The organism is Mycobacteroides franklinii (assembly GCF_002013895.1).
GTDB classification, from domain to species: Bacteria; Actinomycetota; Actinomycetes; order Mycobacteriales; family Mycobacteriaceae; genus Mycobacterium; species Mycobacterium franklinii.
In genome coordinates this window covers 12,726-32,974 of sequence record NZ_MAFQ01000009.1, presented here as the reverse complement: position 1 = coordinate 32,974, position 20,249 = coordinate 12,726, and the positions used below count along the sequence as shown (strand labels likewise).

The following is a 20,249-nucleotide window of genomic DNA, read 5'->3' as shown; positions in this document are numbered from 1 at the left end:
GGTCGGGTGCGGGCGGTGTGCCCAGTACGCTGAACACCCAGCGAAAATCCGAACGGTGAGGGGTGCACGATGAACTTCGGCGATTTCCAGCTCCAGTTCTATGCGGCGGGTGCGCTCGGCAAGGTCTCAACCCTTCCGTTCACGTTCGCCGAGCTGGAGAGCCGCGCCGAACAGGTGCTGGGCGAGGGGATCTTCGGCTATGTGCGCGGCGGCGCCGGCGATGAGCACACCCAGGACTCGAATGCCACCGCGCTACGCCGCTACGGGTTGGTGCCCCGGATGCTGCGCGACCGTACGAATCGGGACATGTCGACGTCATTTCTGGGGCGCACGTTCACCAGCCCGGCCTTCATCTGTCCGGTGGGTGTGCTGGGCGCGGTCCGCGACCGTGGCGACCTGCTGACGGCGGCCGCCGCTCGTGAACTCGATATGCCCGCCATGTATTCGACACTGTCGGCGGCCACGCTTGAACAGGTTGCCGCCGAGCGTGGCGATTCCTACGGGATCTTCCAGCTGTACCCGTCGTCGGATTCTGAGCTGACCGATAACTTCATTCGGCGCGCCGAGGCAGCGGGATACGACGCCCTCGCGGTGACGCTGGACACCGGCACGCTCGGCTGGCGTCCGCGTGATCTCAAACATGGATATCTGCCGATGCTGCACGGGCACTGCCTGGCGAACTACACCTCCGATCCTCGATTCCTGGAGATTGCGGGGGTGCGCTCCGCCGGGGAACTGACGCCGATGCATGCCGGTTTGGTGTGGGCGTCGTTGTTCAGCCATCCCGGGCTTACCTGGGCGGACATCGACCACTACCGGTCGATCACCAAACTTCCGATCATCCTGAAGGGCATCTGCGATGTGGCGGATGTGCGGGAGGCGGCGGACCGCGGCATCGACGCCATCGCCTACTCCAATCATGGTGGGCGGCAAGCGAATGGGGGAGTGCCCGCGATCGACGGACTTGCCGCTGCCGTCGAGGCGGCCGGGCCTGTTCCCGTGACGTTCGATTCCGGGGTTCGCGACGGTATCGATATCTTGCGGGCCATGGCACTCGGCGCCAGTCTGGTGGGCATCGCCCGTCCGTACGTCTACGGGCTCGCGCTTGACGGAACCAACGGCGTCAAACATGTCATTCAGTCGCTGCTCGCCGAAGCCGACCTGACGATGGCCGTGAACTGCTACCTTTCGCTGAACGAGTTGGCGGTGCAGCGGCTTTCCTAAGCGCGCGATAACTTCAGTCGGGGGGTCTGATGATTCAGCAGTGGCCTCAAGAGCCCGTTCCGTATCCGCAGTACCCACCGTATTCGCCGTACCCACCGCCCGCGCCCAGGCCGGCCCGGTGGGCAACGGTCACGATCATCGTGGTCGCGGTGGTGACCGCGTTCGCCGTGGCCGGGTGCGGTCTCCTGGGATGGAAATTGGTGGCGGATCGGCGGGCAACACCCGACTTGTCGGGAGAATGGCGCACCACACTGATTCGGGATCGCGAGGTGCACGAGGCCGGCAGGCAAGCGCAAGACGCGTCTGCCGACTTCATCCTCGCATTGACGAACGTGGACTACCGAGATCTCGATCGACAACGGTCCGCGGTACTCGAGAAGTCCACCGGCCAATTCAAGAAGACCTATGAGAACTCCAGCGCCCAACTGAGACAGGTCTTGGCCGAGAACAAGTCGAAGGCCGAGGGCAAGGTGACGGCCTCGGCGATTCAATCCGAATCGGTGGACAAGGTTGTCGTGTTGCTGTTCGTCGATCAGAGCGTGAGCAACGTCGCGGTTCCGGATCCCCGCCAGGACAAATCGCGGGTGAAGATCACCATGGAGAAGGTCGATGGTCGTTGGCTCGCAAGCGATGTGGAGCTGATATGACCGGCTATCCGGCACCGCACGGTGCGCAACTGCGAATTGTCTTCGCCAGTGTGCTGGTTGGTGTAGCGCTGGTCGCGCTGTGTATATGTGGATTCTTGGGGTGGAAGCTGGCCCACGACGGTCCCATTCTGGCCGCGCAGCGCGACACGGTCGTACAGGAACGGGCAGAGTTCGACCGTGATCGGCGTGTTCGCGAATCTCGCGGCGAGGCGCGCGAGGCCGCCGAGGCGACAGCCGTCTTGATGACCTCCATCGATTCGGGACATCTCGACCAGAGCTTCGCGCAGATCCTGGAGCACAGCACCGGCGAACTCAAGGATCAGTTCGCGAAGAACTCAGTGCAACTGCGGCAGTTGATGATTGACAATCAGGCGACCGCAGTGGGCAAGGTGGTCGCCTCGGCGGTGCAGTCCGACACCGTCGGTGAACCCGAGCAGAAGGTGGTCGTGCTGCTCATGGTGGATCAGTCGATTGCCAATAACACACGCGGGGATTCGCGAATCGACAAGTCCCGGATGAAAATGACCATGGAACTGGTCGACGGCCACTGGCTGGCGAGCAAGCTCGAATTTATTTAGGCGGTCGGTTCTCACCGCCGTGCTTTACCGGGGCCACCGGTGCGGTGCTGGTGCGAGCTGTTGAGTGCGCCTCGGGGGGCTAGCCCCCGAAACGCGGCCCACGACGGCGCAGATACCGCTCGAACTCGGCGGCCAGCGCGTCACCGTCGATCTTGCTGAGAATCTCGGTGGTATCCACTTCGGCGTCGCCACGCTCCTCGAGAGACTGCACGTATTCGGAAATCTCCTCGTCCTCGGTGGTCATCTCGCTGACCGCCTGCTCCCACTCCTCGGCCTGCTCGGGTAGATCCCCGAGGGGGACCTCCACGTCGAGCACGTCTTCGACGCGCTGCAGCAGCGCGACGGTTGCCTTCGGGTTAGGGGGTTGCGACACGTAATGCGGTACCGCGGCCCAGAACGCGACAGCCGGGATACCGGCGTTCACGCAGGCGTCCTGGAATACCCCGGCGATACCGGTGGGCCCCTCGTATCGGGTCTCTTCCAGACCGAAGAACTTGGCAGCGTCGGGGGAGTATGCGGTGCCGCTGACCGGCACCGGCCGGGTGTGTGGAGTATCGGCCAGCAGCGCACCCAGGATCACCACCGTCGACACGTTGAGGCGGTCCGCAATGGCCAGCAGGCGGTTGCAGAAGGTGCGCCAGCGCATGTTCGGCTCGGCGCCGTGCATGAGGACCACATCGCGCTGCGAGCCGGGAGGCGAGCAGTAGGAGATGTGCATCCCCGGCCATTCCAGCTCACGGGTGACGCCCTCGACCAACCGCACGACGGGGCGATTGACCTGGTAATCGTAGTAATCCTCATCGTCGATGGTCATCAACGGAGTGGCCTGCCAGGTGGTGTCCAGGTGCTCCAGCGCAGCGCTGGCCGCATCGCCGGCGTCATTCCAGCCTTCGAACGCGGCAACCACTATCGGGTCGCGCAGCACGGGTAGGCCGTTCTGGGCGTTATCCGACAGCGTCACGGTGCCAGCGTAAGCCCTGCGTGACGGGGACGAGCCGCGGCGGGCGGAGAATGGATTGGATAGCCGGATCACATTGTTGATATGACCGCCCTAAGAGAAAACCGCACGAGACATTAGGCGTTCGCACGACTGTCGGGTGACGACGTAGACTTCATCTGGTCGAGAGGCGTTGCAACGGTTCCGGATCACAGCCCGTGACCGCCACGCTCGGCAGAGTTAAGGACGCCTTCCGCTCTGGAAGGAATGCACGTGGCCAATCTGCAGCCGAATATCCGGCCCGACTGCACGGACCCGCTGACAACTGCTCTCGGACAGCGCATCCTGGTGATCGACGGCGCGATGGGCACGGCGATCCAGCGTGATAGGCCAGATGAGGCCGGATACCGGGGCGAACGGTTCGCCGACTGGCCGAGCGACCTTGTCGGCAACAACGATCTGCTCACTCTGACGCAGCCGCACATCATCGAGGGCATCCACCGTGAATACCTCGAGGCGGGCGCGGACATCCTCGAGACCAACACGTTCAACGCGAACGCGGTGTCGCTCTCCGACTACGGTATGGAAGAGCTGAGCTACGAGCTGAATTACGCCGGTGCCGCGCTGGCGCGGGCGGCTGCCGACGAGTACAGCACCCCCGCCAAGCCCCGTTATGTCGCCGGAGCGCTGGGGCCGACCACCCGGACCGCGTCGATTTCGCCGGACGTCAACGATCCCGGAGCCCGCAATGTCTCCTACGACCAGCTGGTCGCCGCCTATCTCGAAGCAGCCAACGGCCTGGTCGACGGCGGTGCCGACATCATCCTCATCGAGACCATCTTCGACTCGCTGAACGCCAAGGCGGCGGTGTTCGCCGTGGAGACGCTGTTCGAGCAGCGCGGGCGGCGCTGGCCGATCATCATCTCGGGCACCATCACCGACGCGTCCGGACGGACGTTGTCCGGCCAGGTCACCGAGGCATTCTGGAACGCGATCCGGCACGCCAAGCCCCTCGCGGTGGGTCTCAACTGTGCCCTGGGTGCCCCGGAGATGCGGCCGTACATCGCGGAGATGTCGCGCATTGCCGACACCTTTGTCTCTTGCTATCCGAACGCGGGCCTGCCTAACGCCTTCGGCGAGTACGACGAGTCCCCTGAGCACCAGGCCGGCTACCTTGCCGAGTTCGCCGAGGCCGGCCTGGTCAACCTGGTCGGTGGGTGCTGCGGGACCGCGCCTGCGCATATCGCGGAGATCGCCAAGGTTGTCGAAGGCAGACCGCCGCGTGCATTGCCGGAGATCCCACTGGCGACTCGCCTCTCCGGGCTGGAGCCCCTCAACATCACCGACGACTCCCTGTTCGTGAACATCGGTGAGCGCACCAACATCACCGGTTCGGCCAGGTTCCGCAACTTGATCAAGGCCGAGGACTACGACACCGCGCTGTCGGTCGCGCTACAGCAGGTCGAGGTCGGTGCGCAGGTGATCGACATCAACATGGACGAGGGCATGATCGACGGCGTCGCCGCGATGGACCGGTTCACCAAGCTGATCGCGGCCGAGCCCGACATCAGTCGCATTCCGGTGATGATCGACTCCTCCAAGTGGGAGGTCATCGAGGCGGGCCTGAAGAACGTGCAGGGCAAGCCGATCGTCAACTCGATCTCCATGAAGGAAGGCGAGGAGAAGTTCATCCGCGAAGCGCGGCTGTGCCACAAGTACGGTGCCGCCGTCGTGGTGATGGCCTTCGATGAGAAGGGCCAGGCCGACAATCTGGAACGGCGCAAGGAGATCTGCGGACGCGCCTACCGGATTCTGACCGAAGAGGTCGGCTTCCCGGCGGAGGACATCATCTTCGACCCCAACTGCTTCGCGCTGGCGACCGGTATCGAGGAGCACGCGACGTACGGGATCGACTTCATCGAGGCCTGCGCCTGGATCAAGGAGAACCTGCCGGGGGTGCATATCTCCGGCGGTATCTCGAACGTGTCGTTCTCGTTCCGCGGTAACAACCCCGTCCGCGAGGCGATTCACGCGGTGTTCCTGTTCCACGCCATCAAGGCCGGCCTGGACATGGGCATCGTCAATGCCGGTGCGCTGGTGCCATATGACTCGATCGACCCCGACCTGCGGGAAAGGATCGAGGACGTCGTGCTGAACCGGCGCGCGGACGCGGCCGAGAGGCTGCTGGAGATCGCGGAACGGTTCAACAGCACGGAGAAGGAGACCGGCCCCTCGGCTGTTCAGGAGTGGCGGAGCCTGCCGGTCCGGGAGCGGATCACGCACGCCCTGGTGAAGGGTATCGACGCCGATGTCGAGACCGATACCGAGGAGTTGCGGGCCGAGATCGCCGCCGCCGGGGGTCGCCCGATCGAGGTGATCGAGGGCCCGCTGATGGACGGCATGAACGTTGTCGGTGACCTCTTCGGCGCGGGCAAGATGTTTCTGCCCCAGGTCGTGAAGTCGGCCCGGGTGATGAAGAAGGCCGTGGCGTACCTGCTGCCGTTCATCGAGGAGGAGAAGGCCGAGAACACAGCGAACGGTGCCGCTGGGTCTTCCAAGTCCAAGGACACCAACGGCACCATCATCATGGCCACGGTGAAGGGCGATGTTCACGACATCGGCAAGAACATCGTCGGGGTTGTGTTGCAGTGCAACAACTTCGAGGTAATCGACCTCGGGGTCATGGTGCCCGCCGAGAAGATCCTGGCTGCGGCCGAGGAATATGACGCAGACATCATCGGATTGTCCGGCCTGATCACCCCGTCGCTGGACGAGATGGTCAACTTCGCCGTCGAGATGGAGCGTAGGGGGCTTCAGATCCCGCTGCTGATCGGTGGCGCGACCACCTCCCGAGCCCACACGGCGGTGAAGGTGGCGCCGCGTCGCAGCGGTCCGGTCGTGTGGGTCAAGGACGCGTCCCGCTCGGTCCCGGTCGCCGCGGCGCTGCTCGACGACAAGCAGCGCCCAGGGTTGTTGGAGGCAACGTCTGCCGACTACGCGGCGCTGCGGGAACGGCACGCTCAGAAAAATGAGCGCCCGATGCTGACCTTGGAGAGGGCCCGGGCGAACCGAACCCCCATCGATTGGGACGGTTACACGCCACCGGTACCCGCGCAGGGTGTCGGAGTGCGGGAATTTCTTGACTACGACATCGCCGAGTTGCGCGAGTACATCGACTGGCAGCCCTTTTTCAACGCCTGGGAGATGAAAGGTCGTTTCCCCGACATCCTGAACAACCCGGCGACGGGCGAGACCGCCCGCAAGCTGTACAACGACGCGCAGCAGATGCTCGACTCCGTGATCGAGGAGAAGTGGCTGACGGCCAACGGGGTGATCGGCTTCTTCCCGGCCAACGCGGTTGGTGACGATATCGAGGTCTACACCGACGACACCCGCACCGAAGTGCTGACCACGCTGCACAATCTGCGCCAACAGGGCGAGCACCGCGACGGCATCCCGAACCGGTCGCTGGGCGACTACATCGCCCCCAAGGACACCGGCCTGGCGGACTATATCGGCGCCTTCGCAGTCACCTCGGGACTCGGCGGCCAGGACAAGATCATGGAGTTCAAGGCGGATCTGGACGACTACAGCGCGATCCTGCTGGAGTCGGTCGCCGACCGGCTGGCGGAGGCATTCGCCGAACGGATGCACCAACGGGTCCGCAAGGAGTTCTGGGGTTTCCAGCCCGACGAGCAGCTGGACAACGAGGCGCTCATCGGTGAGAAGTACCGGGGAATCCGCCCGGCGCCCGGTTACCCGGCCTGCCCGGAGCACACCGAGAAGGTGACGCTGTTCGATCTGATGGACGTGACGAAGCGCACCGGCATCGAGCTGACCGAATCCATGGCGATGTGGCCCGGCGCCGCCGTCAGCGGCTGGTACTTCTCGCACCCGCAGTCGCAGTACTTCGTGGTCGGCCGGATCGCCCAGGACCAGACCGCCGACTATGCCAAGCGTAAGGGCTGGACGCTGCAGGAAGCCGAGCGCTGGCTCGGCCCGAACCTCGGCTACAACCCTGAGGACTGAGCACCAGCATCGTGCGCAGCGGGCGACCTCTGACAGAATCGGTCGCATGCGTGCGGTGCTGTGGGACATGGACGGCACCCTCATCGAATCGGAGAAGCTCTGGGACATCTCGATGGGAGAGCTGTGCCGCAAGCTCGGCGGCGAGATGACTCCCGAGCTGCGCGCCGCGCTCGTCGGCGGAGCGGCGGACGCCACCATGCGGATGATCTTCACCGCACTGGAACTGGAACCAGATCCCGAGCGGATGGCCAGTGAGAACGATTGGCTGCACGAATACACCGGTGAGCTCTTCCAGACCGGTCTCATCTGGTGCGATGGCGCCCAGGAGATGCTGGCACAGCTTGCCGCCGCGCAGGTGCCCATGGCACTGGTGACAAACACCATCAGGTCGCTCACCGACCAGGCACTCAAGACCATTGGCACGCACTGGTTTACCGAGTCGGTCTGCGGTGACGAGGTGCCGGCGGGCAAGCCGGCCCCCGATCCGTACCTGCGCGCCGCCGAACTGTTGGGCGTCGAGCCACGCGAATGTCTGGCCATCGAGGATTCGGCAACCGGTGCCGCCGCCGCCGAGGCCGCGGGGTGCGCTGTGCTGGTGGTGCCCAACCATGTCGAGGTGCCCGCCAATGATCGGCGCAGGCATGTCGCCACCTTGTTGGGGCTGACGGCGGACGACCTGCGGCTTGCGCATGCCGACGTGCTGACGGCCACGACCTGCAAACCCATATGACTCGCCGGGCCAGGTCGTGACAGAATCGCCACCCGTGAAGACCTTCGAGGAGCTGTTCGCCGAGCTCAGTGACCGCGCCAGAACCCGGCCCGAGGGCAGTGGGACCGTTGCCGCCCTCGATGCGGGTGTACATACCCTGGGTAAGAAGCTGCTCGAAGAGGCAGGCGAAGTGTGGCTGGCGGCCGAGCACGAGAGCGACGAGTCGCTTGCCGAAGAGGTCAGCCAGCTGCTGTATTGGGCGCAGGTACTGCTGATCGCCCGCGGGCTCACCCTCGATGACGTCTACCGGAAGCTCTGACATGACTGAGTCAAACGCGGGCACAAAAGTGCCCCTGCGGGTTGCCGTCCCCAACAAGGGTGCGCTGAGCGAGGCCGCGTCGGAGATTCTGTCCGAGGCCGGCTATCGGCGGCGCGGCGACGCCAAAGATCTCACGGTGCTGGACCCGCAGAACGATGTCGAGTTCTTCTTCCTCAGGCCCAAGGACATCGCGATCTATGTGGGCTCGGGCGAACTGGATCTCGGCATCACCGGGCGCGATCTGATGATGGACTCCGATGCGCCGGTCGTCGAGCGGCTCGCGCTGGGATTCGGCGGGTCGACCTTTCGGTACGCCGCACCCGCCGGGCGCGACTGGAGCATTTACGACATCGCGGGCAAGAGAATTGCCACCGCGTACCCCAATTTGGTTCGAAAGGACCTGGCCACCAAGGGGATCGAGGCCGACGTCATTCGGCTGGACGGTGCCGTGGAGATCTCCATCCAGCTTGGCGTGGCCGATGTGATCGCCGATATCGTCGGCACCGGTCGTACCCTGCGCCAGCACGGCCTGGTCGCATTCGGCGAATCTCTGTGCGATTCCGAGGCCGTGTTGATCGAGCGGGAGAACGCCGATCCGGCAACGGAAACGGCGCGCACGCAACTGACCACGCGCATCCAGGGTGTGGTGTTCGGCCAGCAGTACCTGATGCTCGACTATGACTGCCCGCGCGAGGTGCTGGACGAGGCGCTCAAGGTGACGCCCGGTCTGGAATCCCCGACGCTGGCTCCGTTGGCCGACGAGGCGTGGGTCGCGGTGCGTGCCCTGGCGCCACGCAAGGGTGTCAACACCACCATGGACGCACTGGCCGCCATCGGGGCGAAGGCCATCCTGGCCTCCGAGGTCCGGTTCTTCCGCGCGTAGTCCCCCCATGGCCTAGCATGGCCGTATGGCGCTGCACGTCCTCGTCTACAGCGATGACATCACGGTCCGGCGCAAGGTAATTCAGGGAATCGGCACGCGACCGGATTCCGCCCTGCCGCCGCTGGAGTTCGTCGAGGTCGCCACCGGTCCCATGGTCATCGAACGCCTCGCGGCTGCCGGTATCGATCTGGCGATCCTTGACGGCGAGGCGACTCCCTTCGGTGGGATGGGTGTGGCCAAGCAGGTCAAGGACGAGGTCGAAGCGCCGCCGCCGATCGTGGTCCTGACCGGTCGGCCGCAGGACAACTGGCTGGCGAGCTGGTCACGCGCGGAGGCTGTGGTGCCGCGGCCGATCGACCCGATGCGGTTGACCGCCACGGTGATCGATCTGCTTGGCTCGGCGGCCGCAACCCGCCGCTGACACTGCCGCAACATTCCGCTGACTTCAGCTTCCACAGACCTTTCGGCTCGGTACTTAATTGTGCAAAACACCGTCAAACGGTGGCATGGATCAGGCGCCAACCGATAGTGTGTTTGTTAGGTCACATCTGTACTGGTCGGCAGCCCTCGACCACAAACAGCACTGACACGGCAATGTTGCCGATCCAGCACAGGGACCCGATGGATCTATTCGGGAGGCTGTTCTGCCATGGATGCATATGTACCGATCTTGGTACTCGGCGCCATTGCGGTGGCTTTTGCCGTTTTCTCCGTTGGGATTTCGTCGTTTGTCGGTCCGCGCCGATACAACCGGGCCAAGCTCGAGGCGTATGAGTGTGGCATCGAGGCCACCCAACACTCGATGGGGCGCGATCATCACGGTGCCGCCGTGGGTGGACACCGGGTGCCCGTGAAGTACTACCTCACCGCGATGTTGTTCATCATTTTCGATATCGAGATCGTCTTCTTGTATCCGTGGGCGGTGCACTTCGACGCCCTCGGAGTGTTCGGACTGCTGGCAATGGCCCTGTTCATCGTCAATGTGTCGGTGGCGTACGCGTACGAATGGAGGCGCGGTGGCCTGAGCTGGGATTAGCCCCGCGCGATTGATGGGGCAGCTGGAAGTCCTTGCAACATCACGAATATGCACGCCTGTCGGGAGAGCCATGGGTCTTGAGGAAAAACTGCCTAGCGGATTTCTGCTGAGCACCGTCGAGACGCTGGCGGGGTATGTGCGCAAAGGTTCGTTGTGGCCCGCCACCTTTGGGCTGGCGTGTTGTGCCATCGAGATGATGTCGACGGCAGGCCCGCGATTCGACATCGCGCGCTTTGGCATGGAACGTTTTTCGGCGACCCCGCGACAGGCCGACCTGATGATCGTGGCGGGCAGGGTGAGCCAGAAAATGGCTCCGGTACTGCGCCAGATCTACGACCAGATGGCCGAGCCGAAATGGGTGCTGGCCATGGGGGTCTGTGCCTCTTCGGGCGGCATGTTCAACAACTACGCCATCGTCCAGGGGGTCGATCACGTTGTCCCCGTGGATATCTATCTTCCCGGTTGCCCGCCCCGACCGGAAATGCTGCTGCATGCGATCTTGAAGCTGCACGAGAAGATTGCGCACATGCCGCTCGGGGCGAACCGCGAGGAAGTCATCCGCGAGACCGAAGCGGCCGCACTTGCCGCGACGTCCACCATCGAGATGAAGGGGCTGTTGCGGTGAGCGACTGCGAGCAGAATCCGAGTGAGGTCATCGGGGTGCGGCGCGGGCTGTTCGGGGTGCGCGGCAGTGGGGATACCTCCGGCTATGGCGGACTGGTCCAGTCAATCTCCTTGCCGGCGAGCTCGAACCGTCCCTACGGCGGGTACTTCGACCAGGTCGTCGATCGACTGGAATCGGTTCTCGCCGAGCAAGAGCATGTCACGTACGAGGATGCCATCGAGAGCGTGGTCGTCTACCGTGATCAACTGACGATTCATGTCAAGGCCGAACATCTGGTGCAGGTCGCCCAGTCCCTGCGCGACGACCCGCAGTTGCGTTTCGAGCTCAGCCTGGGCGTCAGCGGCGTGCACTATCCCGATGACACCGCGCGGGAACTGCATGCCGTCTATCCGCTCATGTCGATCACCTGGAACCGCCGGATCATGCTCGAAGTAGCTGTGCCGGAAAGCAATCCGCATATCCCGTCGCTGAATGCCGTCTATCCGACCACGGACTGGCATGAACGAGAAGCCTACGACTTCTTCGGCATCGTCTTCGACGATCACCCCGCGCTGACCCGGATAGAGATGCCCGACGACTGGGAGGGGCATCCGCAACGGAAGGACTACCCGCTCGGCGGTGTGCCGGTCGAGTATCACGGGGCGACCATCGCGCCGCCCGATCAGCGGAGGTCTTACAACTGATGACAGCGCAGCCCGAACTCCATCTCATGGCGGGTGGCCAGGATTGGGACGAGATCGTCACCGCCGCAGCGCAAGCCACCGACGAGCGGATCGTTGTGAACATGGGTCCGCAGCATCCATCCACGCATGGCGTGTTGCGGCTGATCCTGGAGATCGAGGGGGAGACCGTCACCGATGTGCGCTGCGGTATCGGCTACCTGCACACCGGTATCGAGAAGAACCTGGAATATCGAACCTGGACGCAGGGCGTCACATTCGTCACCCGAATGGACTATCTGTCCCCGTTCTTCAACGAGACGGCCTACTGTCTGGGCGTCGAAAGACTGCTCGACATCACTGACGAAATCCCCGATCGTGCCAACGTGATTCGGGTATTGCTGATGGAGCTCAACCGCATCTCCTCGCATCTGGTCGCGCTGGCGACCGGAGGCATGGAGCTGGGGGCGATGACCGCGATGTTCCTCGGTTTCCGCGAACGCGAAATGATCCTGAAGGTCTTCGAGGCGATCACCGGACTGCGGATGAACCACGCGTACGTGCGGCCCGGCGGGCTCGCGCAGGATCTGCCCGAAGGCGCCGAGCAGGAAGTCCGGGACCTGCTCGAAATCCTGCCCGGCAGGTTGCGCGATATGGAAAACCTGTTGAACGAGAACTACATCTGGAAGGCGCGTACTCAGGGCGTCGGATACCTGGATCTCACCGGGTGTATGGCGTTGGGTATCACCGGTCCGGTGCTGCGGGCGACCGGTCTGGCGCACGACCTACGGCGCGCACAACCGTACTGTGGTTACGACTCCTACGATTTTGATGTCATCACCCACGAGGACTGCGACTCCTACGGCCGTTATCTCATCCGGGTCAAGGAAATGCACGAGTCCATCAAGATCGCTCAGCAGTGCCTGGACCGGCTGCGGCCGGGACCGGTCATGGTTGACGACAAGAAGATTGCCTGGCCCGCCGACCTTGCCTCGGGGCCAGACGGTTTGGGTAACTCGCCCAAGCACATCGCCAAGATCATGGGTACTTCGATGGAGGGACTGATCCATCACTTCAAACTGGTCACCGAGGGGATCAGGGTTCAGGCCGGGCAGGTGTACGTCGCCGTCGAGTCGCCGCGCGGCGAGCTGGGAGTACACATGGTCAGCGACGGTGGAACCCGCCCCTACCGCGTCCATTTCCGGGATCCCTCTTTCACGAATCTGCAGTCCGTATCGGCCATGTGTGAGGGCGGGATGGTGGCCGATCTGATCGCCGCCGTGGCGAGCATCGATCCGGTAATGGGAGGGGTGGACAGGTGACGGAGATATTCGTCGAGCTCGGTCATCGTCCGCCCGAGGACGAGGGTCGCTTCGCGGGGCGAAAAAGCTATCCGGCGGAGGTGGTTTCACGGTTGTCCATCGACGCCAAGGATATCCTCGACCGTTATCCGAGCCGTCGGTCGGCGTTGCTGCCGCTGTTGCATCTGGTCCAGTCCGAAGACGGGTACGTGACCATGGCGGGAATTGAATTCTGCGCCGGGCATGTGGGATTGACGTCCGCCGAGGTGACCGCGGTGGCGAGCTTCTACTCGATGTACCGCCGCGAGCCCACCGGGGACTATTTGGTCGGCGTCTGCACCAACACGCTGTGTGCGGTGCTCGGCGGTGACGCGATCCTGGCCCGATTGGCCGACGAACTCGGCGTACGGCCCGGTGGCACGACCGAGGACGGCAAGGTGACGCTCGAACATGTCGAGTGCAATGCCGCGTGTGACTATGCGCCCGTCCTGATGGTCAATTGGGAGTTCTTTGACAATCAAACCCCGGATGGGGCGGTAGATCTGGTGGAAGGGCTGCGTGGGGGCCGCGTTCCCCAGCCCCGGCGAGGCGCGCCGCCCTGCACGTTCAAGGAGACAGCCCGGATCTTGGCCGGGTTCGCCGATGAGCGGCCCGAGGCGGTGGCGGCGGCGCGGCCGGGCGACCCGACGCTCGCGGGGCTGCGACTGGCCCGGGATGTGCAGCGGAACGCAGGGCAGGAGTCAGGGGGGACAGCGCTGTGACATCCACGATCCTCACCCCGGTCCTGTCCGAACATTGGGACGAGGCCGATGCCTGGACTCTTGACGGGTATCTGCGTCATGACGGCTATCAGGGCCTGCGCACCGCGCTGAGCATGGAACCCGACGCGGTCATCGCGTTGGTCAAGGAGGCGGGGCTGCGCGGGCGCGGAGGCGCCGGATTTCCGACCGGCACCAAATGGTCCTTCATCCCGCAGGGCGGTGAAGCCGGGGCCAAGCCGCATTACCTGGTGGTGAACGCCGACGAGTCCGAACCCGGCACCTGTAAAGACATTCCGCTGATGCTGGCGACGCCGCACACCCTGATCGAGGGCATCGTCATCGCGGCCTATGCGATCCGCGCCTCGCACGCCTTCATCTATGTGCGCGGCGAGGTCATCTCGGTGATCAGACGGCTGCAGGCGGCGGTGGCGGAGGCCTACAAGGCCGGATACCTGGGCCGCAACATCCTCGATAGCGGCTTCGATCTGGAGTTGGTGGTGCACGCCGGCGCCGGCGCCTACATCTGCGGGGAAGAGACCGCACTGTTGGACTCGCTGGAAGGACGGCGAGGGCAGCCGCGATTGCGGCCACCGTTCCCGGCTGTGGCCGGTCTGTATGCCAGCCCGACCGTGGTCAACAACGTCGAGTCCATCGCCAGTGTCCCGGCAATCCTGCGGCGCGGTGCGGAATGGTTCCGCACGATGGGCTCGGAGAAGTCACCGGGATTCACGCTCTATTCGTTGTCCGGGCATGTGCGTACTCCGGGCCAATACGAGGCCCCGCTGGGTGTGACGTTGCGACAGCTCCTGGAGCTGGCCGGAGGTGTGCGCGACGGGCACGGGCTCAAGTTCTGGACGCCCGGTGGCTCGTCGACACCGCTGTTCACCACCGAACAGCTGGACGTCCCGCTTGACTACGAGGGGGTGAGCGCCGCCGGATCGATGTTGGGCACCAAGGCATTACAGATATTCGATGACACCACCTGCGTGGTGCGCGCGGTACTGCGATGGACTGAGTTCTATGCGCACGAGTCCTGTGGCAAGTGCACGCCGTGCCGTGAGGGCACCTACTGGCTGGTGCGGATCCTGCAGCGACTCGAGGCCGGCGAGGGCGCCGCCGAGGATCTGGACAAACTCCTCGATATCTCGGACATCGTGTTGGGCAAATCCTTCTGCGCTCTCGGCGACGGTGCGGCGAGCCCGATCATCTCCTCGCTCAAGTACTTCCGCGGAGAGTATGAAGCGCACCTGAAGCATGGGTGTCCGTTCGATTCGGCAGCCAGCACCGTCTTCGGAGAGGGGAACCGATGACTGCCACGGAACCTGGGACCGCGACGGAGATGGTCACCGTCAACATCGACGGCAGCAGTGTTTCGGTTCCCAAGGGCACGTTGGTGATCCGCGCCGCTGAGCTCATCGGTGTGCAGATTCCCCGATTCTGCGATCACCCGCTGCTGGAACCCGTGGGTGCGTGCCGTCAATGCCTCGTCGAGGTGGAGGGGCAGCGCAAGCCGCTCGCGGCGTGCACCACCACGGTCACCGACGAGATGGTGGTACACACCCAGGTCACCTCCGAGGCGGCGCAGAAGGCGCAGAGCGGTGTGATGGAACTGCTGTTGATCAACCATCCGCTCGACTGTCCCGTCTGTGACAAGGGCGGGGAGTGTCCGCTGCAGAACCAGGCGATGTCCACTGGGCGTACCGAAACCAGATTCACCGAGGCCAAACGCACCTTCCCCAAGCCGATTCCATTGTCCACCGAGGTGTTGCTGGACCGGGAGCGTTGTGTCCTGTGTGCTCGCTGCACCCGGTTCTCCCAGCAGATCGCCGGTGATCCATTCATCGAGCTGCTGGAACGTGGTGCGCTACAACAGGTTGGCATCGCCAGCGACGAACCCTTCGAGTCCTACTTCTCCGGCAATACCGTGCAGATCTGCCCGGTGGGTGCGCTCACCGGTGCCGCGTACAGATTCCGCGCCCGCCCCTTCGATCTGGTCTCCACGCCCAGTGTGTGCGAGCACTGCGCCAGTGGATGCGCACAGCGCACCGACCATCGGCGGGGAAAGATACTCAGGCGCCTGGCCGGCGACGATCCCGAGGTCAACGAGGAATGGAACTGCGACAAAGGACGCTGGGCGTTCACCTATGTCACGGCGGCTGACCGCATCACCAACCCGATGATTCGCGACGAGTCCGGAAACCTGGTGGCGGTGTCGTGGCCGCAGGCGTTGGAAACCGCGGCAAAGGGTTTGGCGGCTGCGGGCGCCAACGCCGGGGTACTCACCGGCGGGCGGTTGACAGTCGAAGACGCCTACGCCTATGTCAAGTTCGCACGCATGGTGTTGGGCACCAACAACATCGACTTCCGCGCCCGTGCGCACAGCGCTGAAGAAGCAACGTTCCTCGGCTCGGCGGTCGCCGGGCACGGGATGACAGAGACGTATGCGGCGCTGGAGTCCGCGCCGGTGGTCCTGCTGGCGGGATTCGAGCCGGAGGAGGAATCTCCCATCGTCTTCCTGCGGCTGCGCAAGGCAGTGCGCCGGCGGGGACTCAAGGTGCTCACCGTCGCACCCTTCGCGAGCCGGGGATCGGCGAAGCTTTCCGCCGACGTTATTGCCACCGTTCCCGGCACTGAGCCGGAAACCCTTGCGGACCTGGCCAATTCGGAGCTGTTGCGCGAACAGGGCGCCGTGATCATGGTGGGAGAGCGGCTGGCGTCGGCACCCGGGGGGCTTTCGGCGGCAGCAGAACTGGCCACCATGACCGGCGCCACCCTGGTATGGATTCCGCGCCGGGCGGGTGAGCGCGGCGCGTTGGAAGCCGGGGCGCTGCCGCGGCTGTTGCCGGGCGCGCACCCCGTGGCCGACAGCGCGGCGCGCCGCATCATCGCCGAAAAATGGGGTGTCATCGCGTTGCCCGATGTGCCCGGACTCGATGCGGCCGGCATGCTGGACCCCGGCAGGGGGCTCGATGCGTTTCTCGTCGGCGGCGTCGAACTGGCTGATCTGCCGTACCCCGCCGCCGCCGTCGGTGCGCTCAAGACGGCATTTGTCGTGAGCCTGGAGATGCGCCACGGCGCTGTCACGGAGCTCGCCGATGTCGTCCTCCCGGTAGCGGCAGTTGCGGAGAAGTCCGGCAGTTTCCTGAATTGGGAAGGCCGGCTGAGGACTTTCCCTACCACTCTCGACGTCAGCGACGCCCTGGACGATCTCAGAGTTCTTACCGCGCTGTCTGAGCGGATGGATCGCCCGATCGGCCTGAACCATGAAAACCAGGCGCTTGCCGAGCTTGCGGACATCGGCCCGTGGGAGGGCGCGCGGGAGCCGATGCGGCCGGTCCACGCGACCGCCAGGACCCAGCCAGAGGCGGGTGAGGCGGTGCTGGCCTCGTGGCGGATGCTGCTCGATACGGGCCGTCTCCAGGATGGCGAGCAGTACCTCGCCGGTACCGCGCATCCAGCGCAGGTGCGGCTCTCGGAGGCGACCGCCAATGAAATCGGGGCTACCGAAGGTGAATTGGTGACCGTGCGCAGTATGTCGGAGTCGATCCTGGGTTCGATCACGTTGCCGTTGCTGATAACCGAAATGCCGGACAGGGTGGTGTGGGTGCCCATGCGCTCGGCGGGTTCGGAGGTTCATCAGCAGCTCGGTCCGGCACTCGGGCACGTGGTGCGGATCGAGGTCGCGCCGTGACGGGCAAAACAGACTTGTCGCAGTTCGGGACCGATCCGCTGTGGCTCGTCGTCGTGAAATGCGTTGCGGTATTCGCCTTCCTGGTTCTCACTGTGCTTGTTGCCATCCTGGTCGAGCGCAGGGTATTGGCCTGGATGCAGCGCCGCATAGGCCCTAACCGGGTGGGCCCGTTCGGCCTGCTGCAGAGCCTTGCCGACGGTGTGAAACTGGCACTCAAGGAGGGCTTGACTCCGGCCGGCGTCGACAAGCCCATCTACCTCCTGGCGCCCATCATCTCGGTGGTGCCGGCGATCGTCGCCTACGCGGTCATCCCGTTCGGGCCTGTCGTCTCGGTTTTCGGCCATCGCACACCCCTGCAGCTGACCGACCTGCCGGTGGCGATCCTGTTCGTACTGGCGGTCACCTCGATAGGTGTGTACGGGATCGTGCTGGGGGGTTGGGCATCCGGATCTACCTACCCGCTGCTGGGTGGATTGCGGTCCTCCGCGCAGGTGATCTCATACGAGATCGCGATGGGCCTGACATTCGCGGCGGTGTTCCTGCTGGCCGGAACCATGTCGACGTCGGGAATCGTGTCGGCACAGGAGGGACGCTGGTATGTCTTCCTGCTCTTGCCATCATTTCTCGTCTACGTCACGGCGATGGTCGGCGAGACGAACAGGGCACCGTTCGACCTGCCTGAGGCAGAGGGCGAGCTGGTGGGTGGATTCCACACCGAGTACTCCTCGCTGCGCTTTGCCATGTTCATGCTCGCCGAATACATCAACATGGCAACGGTTTCCGGGTTGGCGGCCACGATGTTCCTGGGCGGCTGGCATGCGCCCTGGCCGCTGAGCCTGATCGATGGCGCGAACACCGCCTGGTGGCCGGTGCTGTGGTTCGTGGCGAAGATCTGGGGATTCATGTTCCTGTTCATGTGGCTGCGGGCCACCTTGCCGCGGCTGCGCTACGACCAGTTCATGCGGTTGGGCTGGGAGGTCCTGATTCCGGTCGCACTGGTGTGGATCGTCGTTGTGGGTGCGGTCAAGGCCATGGCGCTGTACGGATACGGAAACCCATCGATCATCCTCGGGATCACCGGGGTGATGGTTTCGGTCGGCAGCATCGCCTTGGTGGGCGTCCTCTCCCGACGCACACAGCCGGCAAAACCTGTGCTGCGCGCACGCTTCGATCCGATGGCCGGAGGATTCCCGGTGCCGCCGCTGCCCGGGCAGCGGCTGGACACCAACCCGCGCTCCACAAAGGAGGACGCACATGCCTGATCTGCTGCGACGCTCGGTCGAGGCCCTGGCGGGGTTCTGGGTGACCTTCTCGTCCATGTTCAAAAAGCGGCTCACCGAGCAGTACCCCGAGAAGAAGCAGCCCACCGCAGCCCGCTATCACGGGCGCCATCAGCTCAACCGCTACGCCGATGGGCTGGAGAAATGCATCGGCTGTGAGCTGTGTGCCTGGGCTTGTCCGGCCGACGCGATATTCGTTGAGGGCGCTGACAATTCCGAGGAGGAACGCTTCTCTCCGGGCGAGCGGTATGGCCGGGTGTACCAGATCAACTACCTGCGGTGCATCGGTTGTGGGCTGTGCATCGAGGCGTGCCCCACGCGGGCGCTCACCATGACGAACGACTACGAGATGGCCGATGACAACCGGGCCGACCTCATCTACGGCAAGGACAAGCTGCTGGCACCGCTACAGCCAGGAATGGCGTTACCGCCGCACGCGATGTACCCGGGCACCACCGATACCGACTACTACCTGGGCAACCTGCCGAAGGCAGGGGAGGACGTCAGGTGAGTCTCGATCTCGCGGCCAGCCAGCTGACAGTGCTTGTGGCTGAGGGGCTCTCTCGTACCCCCACATGGGAGGGGGTCACGTTTTGGGTGCTCGGTGCGATCGCGGTACTGGGTGCGCTTGGGGTGATCGCCGCGCCGAAGGCGGTGTATTCGGCGATCTTCCTTGCCATGACGATGGTCATTCTTGCGGTGTTCTTCGTAGCGCAAGGGGCGCTGTTTCTGGGTGTCGCTCAGGTGGTGGTGTACACCGGCGCGGTCATGATGCTGTTCTTGTTCGTCCTGATGTTTGTGGGTGTGGACTCCTCGGACTCTCTGGTGGAGACCCTGCCGGGGCAGCGGGTCGGTGCCATCGCGGCGGGACTGGGATTCGGAATACTTGCCCTCGCGGGCATCGGAAATGCCTCCACCACAGCCTTTGTGGGGCTCGACCAAGCCAACAGCCGCGGAAACGTGGAAGGTCTGGCGGAGCGTATCTTCATCGACTACCTGTGGGCGTTCGAACTGACCGGTGCGCTGTTGATCACCGCCACGATCGGCGCGATGGTGCTGGCGCACCGCGAGAAACTGGGGCAGACCGGCGGCCAGCGCGAACTGGTCATTCGACGGTTCCAGCACGGAGACCGTGCCACGCCGTTGCCGAACCCCGGTGTCTATGCCCGGCATAACGCGGTCGACGTGCCCGCGCTACTTCCCGACGGGTCGTTCTCGGAGCTGTCTGTCAGCGGTGTACTGACGCCGCGGGATATGGAGGCGCGATGAACCCCGGGAACTATCTCTATCTGGCTGCGCTCATCTTCACCATCGGAGCCGCCGGCGTGATGTTGCGCCGCAACGCAATCGTCGTCTTCATGAGTGTGGAGCTCATGCTCAATGCCGCCAACCTGGCATTTGTCACCTTCGCGCGCATGCACGGAAACCTGGACGGCCAGGTCATCGCATTCTTCACCATGGTTGTCGCGGCCACGGAAGTGGTTGTGGGACTGGGGATCATCATGACCATCTTCCGTACCCGTAGGTCGGCTTCGGTCGACGACGCCGATTTGTTGAAGTTCTAGGAGGG

20 protein-coding genes are annotated in these 20,249 nt (G+C 64.2%); 19 read left to right on the top strand and 1 reads right to left on the bottom strand.

The features are described from left to right. The first annotated feature begins 69 nt into the window (after positions 1-69). The 3 genes from B4393_RS16150 to B4393_RS16140 are packed head-to-tail and all read left to right on the top strand — an operon-like array spanning position 70 to position 2,449. Positions 70-1,224 carry an alpha-hydroxy-acid oxidizing protein gene (locus B4393_RS16150; RefSeq protein WP_078334950.1) on the top strand — a complete coding sequence of 385 codons (1,155 nt, stop codon included), beginning with the start codon at positions 70-72 and terminating at the stop codon, positions 1,222-1,224. Positions 1,225-1,253: 29 nt separating this feature from the next. Continuing rightward, on the top strand, positions 1,254-1,871 hold the full coding sequence (locus tag B4393_RS16145; RefSeq protein ID WP_078334949.1) for a hypothetical protein: 618 nt from the start codon (positions 1,254-1,256) through the stop codon (positions 1,869-1,871). Next, positions 1,868-2,449 carry a hypothetical protein gene (locus tag B4393_RS16140; RefSeq protein ID WP_078334948.1) on the top strand — a complete coding sequence of 194 codons (582 nt, stop codon included), beginning with the start codon at positions 1,868-1,870 and terminating at the stop codon, positions 2,447-2,449. Before B4393_RS16145 ends, B4393_RS16140 begins: the two co-directional genes overlap by 4 nt. 79 nt (positions 2,450-2,528) lie before the next feature. Here B4393_RS16140 and B4393_RS16135 read toward each other — a convergent pair whose 3' ends face one another. Then, a complete protein-coding gene (locus tag B4393_RS16135) occupies positions 2,529-3,410 on the bottom strand; it encodes a PAC2 family protein (RefSeq protein WP_078334947.1) in 882 nt (293 codons plus the stop codon). Between the two features lie 243 nt (positions 3,411-3,653). Here B4393_RS16135 and metH point away from each other — a divergent pair, with 243 nt between their 5' ends. The 16 genes from metH to nuoK all read left to right on the top strand — a co-directional run bounded on the left by metH (position 3,654) and on the right by nuoK (position 20,244). Then, positions 3,654-7,415 (top strand): methionine synthase, encoded by a 3,762-nt coding sequence (gene metH, locus B4393_RS16130; RefSeq protein ID WP_413816150.1) that lies wholly within the window; start codon positions 3,654-3,656, stop codon positions 7,413-7,415. A 46-nt stretch (positions 7,416-7,461) separates the two neighbouring features. Further along, positions 7,462-8,145 carry an HAD family hydrolase gene (locus B4393_RS16125; protein ID WP_078334946.1) on the top strand — a complete coding sequence of 228 codons (684 nt, stop codon included), beginning with the start codon at positions 7,462-7,464 and terminating at the stop codon, positions 8,143-8,145. A gap of 16 nt (positions 8,146-8,161) precedes the next feature. Next, on the top strand, positions 8,162-8,443 hold the full coding sequence (locus B4393_RS16120) for a phosphoribosyl-ATP diphosphatase (RefSeq protein WP_176126497.1): 282 nt from the start codon (positions 8,162-8,164) through the stop codon (positions 8,441-8,443). Position 8,444: 1 nt separating this feature from the next. Continuing rightward, a complete protein-coding gene (hisG, locus tag B4393_RS16115; protein ID WP_078334945.1) occupies positions 8,445-9,326 on the top strand; it encodes an ATP phosphoribosyltransferase in 882 nt (293 codons plus the stop codon). 25 nt (positions 9,327-9,351) lie between these two features. Next, positions 9,352-9,747, top strand: a complete 396-nt coding sequence (locus B4393_RS16110) for a response regulator (RefSeq protein ID WP_078334944.1) — start codon at positions 9,352-9,354, stop codon at positions 9,745-9,747. Positions 9,748-9,975: 228 nt separating this feature from the next. Continuing rightward, on the top strand, positions 9,976-10,362 hold the full coding sequence (locus tag B4393_RS16105; RefSeq protein WP_078334943.1) for an NADH-quinone oxidoreductase subunit A: 387 nt from the start codon (positions 9,976-9,978) through the stop codon (positions 10,360-10,362). A gap of 70 nt (positions 10,363-10,432) precedes the next feature. Next, positions 10,433-10,987: a NuoB/complex I 20 kDa subunit family protein gene (locus B4393_RS16100; RefSeq protein ID WP_078334942.1), complete on the top strand. Its 555-nt coding sequence runs from the start codon at positions 10,433-10,435 to the stop codon at positions 10,985-10,987. Positions 10,988-11,022: 35 nt separating this feature from the next. Continuing rightward, positions 11,023-11,670, top strand: a complete 648-nt coding sequence (locus B4393_RS16095) for an NADH-quinone oxidoreductase subunit C (protein WP_236743183.1) — start codon at positions 11,023-11,025, stop codon at positions 11,668-11,670. A 26-nt stretch (positions 11,671-11,696) separates the two neighbouring features. Further along, on the top strand, positions 11,697-12,968 hold the full coding sequence (nuoD, locus tag B4393_RS16090; RefSeq protein ID WP_191988867.1) for an NADH dehydrogenase (quinone) subunit D: 1,272 nt from the start codon (positions 11,697-11,699) through the stop codon (positions 12,966-12,968). Then, positions 12,965-13,708, top strand: a complete 744-nt coding sequence (gene nuoE, locus B4393_RS16085; RefSeq protein WP_078334939.1) for an NADH-quinone oxidoreductase subunit NuoE — start codon at positions 12,965-12,967, stop codon at positions 13,706-13,708. The genes nuoD and nuoE overlap by 4 nt, the downstream gene beginning before the upstream one ends. Continuing rightward, positions 13,705-15,018, top strand: a complete 1,314-nt coding sequence (nuoF, locus tag B4393_RS16080) for an NADH-quinone oxidoreductase subunit NuoF (protein ID WP_078334938.1) — start codon at positions 13,705-13,707, stop codon at positions 15,016-15,018. Before nuoE ends, nuoF begins: the two co-directional genes overlap by 4 nt. After that, entirely contained in the window at positions 15,015-17,399 is a 2,385-nt protein-coding gene (locus B4393_RS16075) for an NADH-quinone oxidoreductase subunit G (protein WP_078334937.1), read from the top strand. Before nuoF ends, B4393_RS16075 begins: the two co-directional genes overlap by 4 nt. After that, a complete protein-coding gene (gene nuoH / locus B4393_RS16070) occupies positions 17,396-18,661 on the top strand; it encodes an NADH-quinone oxidoreductase subunit NuoH (protein WP_078334936.1) in 1,266 nt (421 codons plus the stop codon). The genes B4393_RS16075 and nuoH overlap by 4 nt, the downstream gene beginning before the upstream one ends. Next, the gene (gene nuoI, locus B4393_RS16065) at positions 18,654-19,190 is read left to right on the top strand and encodes an NADH-quinone oxidoreductase subunit NuoI (RefSeq protein ID WP_109558553.1); all 537 of its coding nucleotides are present in this window, start codon (positions 18,654-18,656) and stop codon (positions 19,188-19,190) included. Before nuoH ends, nuoI begins: the two co-directional genes overlap by 8 nt. Positions 19,191-19,219: 29 nt before the next feature. Then, positions 19,220-19,948 (top strand): NADH-quinone oxidoreductase subunit J, encoded by a 729-nt coding sequence (locus B4393_RS16060; protein ID WP_078335118.1) that lies wholly within the window; start codon positions 19,220-19,222, stop codon positions 19,946-19,948. Further along, positions 19,945-20,244, top strand: a complete 300-nt coding sequence (gene nuoK, locus B4393_RS16055) for an NADH-quinone oxidoreductase subunit NuoK (protein ID WP_070937062.1) — start codon at positions 19,945-19,947, stop codon at positions 20,242-20,244. Before B4393_RS16060 ends, nuoK begins: the two co-directional genes overlap by 4 nt. Positions 20,245-20,249 lie beyond the last annotated feature (5 nt).

What these genes read in the sequence shown, in the direction of transcription:
- B4393_RS16150 (WP_078334950.1), top strand. Translation starts at nt 70, where the DNA reads ATGAACTTCGGCGATTTCCAGCTCCAGTTCTATGCGGCGGGTGCGCTC.
- B4393_RS16145 (WP_078334949.1), top strand. Translation starts at nt 1,254, where the DNA reads ATGATTCAGCAGTGGCCTCAAGAGCCCGTTCCGTATCCGCAGTACCCA.
- B4393_RS16140 (WP_078334948.1), top strand. Translation starts at nt 1,868, where the DNA reads ATGACCGGCTATCCGGCACCGCACGGTGCGCAACTGCGAATTGTCTTC.
- metH (WP_413816150.1), top strand. Translation starts at nt 3,654, where the DNA reads ATGCACGTGGCCAATCTGCAGCCGAATATCCGGCCCGACTGCACGGAC.
- B4393_RS16125 (WP_078334946.1), top strand. Translation starts at nt 7,462, where the DNA reads ATGCGTGCGGTGCTGTGGGACATGGACGGCACCCTCATCGAATCGGAG.
- hisG (WP_078334945.1), top strand. Translation starts at nt 8,445, where the DNA reads ATGACTGAGTCAAACGCGGGCACAAAAGTGCCCCTGCGGGTTGCCGTC.
- B4393_RS16110 (WP_078334944.1), top strand. Translation starts at nt 9,352, where the DNA reads ATGGCGCTGCACGTCCTCGTCTACAGCGATGACATCACGGTCCGGCGC.
- B4393_RS16105 (WP_078334943.1), top strand. Translation starts at nt 9,976, where the DNA reads ATGGATGCATATGTACCGATCTTGGTACTCGGCGCCATTGCGGTGGCT.
- B4393_RS16100 (WP_078334942.1), top strand. Translation starts at nt 10,433, where the DNA reads ATGGGTCTTGAGGAAAAACTGCCTAGCGGATTTCTGCTGAGCACCGTC.
- nuoD (WP_191988867.1), top strand. Translation starts at nt 11,697, where the DNA reads ATGGCGGGTGGCCAGGATTGGGACGAGATCGTCACCGCCGCAGCGCAA.
- B4393_RS16075 (WP_078334937.1), top strand. Translation starts at nt 15,015, where the DNA reads ATGACTGCCACGGAACCTGGGACCGCGACGGAGATGGTCACCGTCAAC.
- nuoI (WP_109558553.1), top strand. Translation starts at nt 18,654, where the DNA reads ATGCCTGATCTGCTGCGACGCTCGGTCGAGGCCCTGGCGGGGTTCTGG.
- nuoK (WP_070937062.1), top strand. Translation starts at nt 19,945, where the DNA reads ATGAACCCCGGGAACTATCTCTATCTGGCTGCGCTCATCTTCACCATC.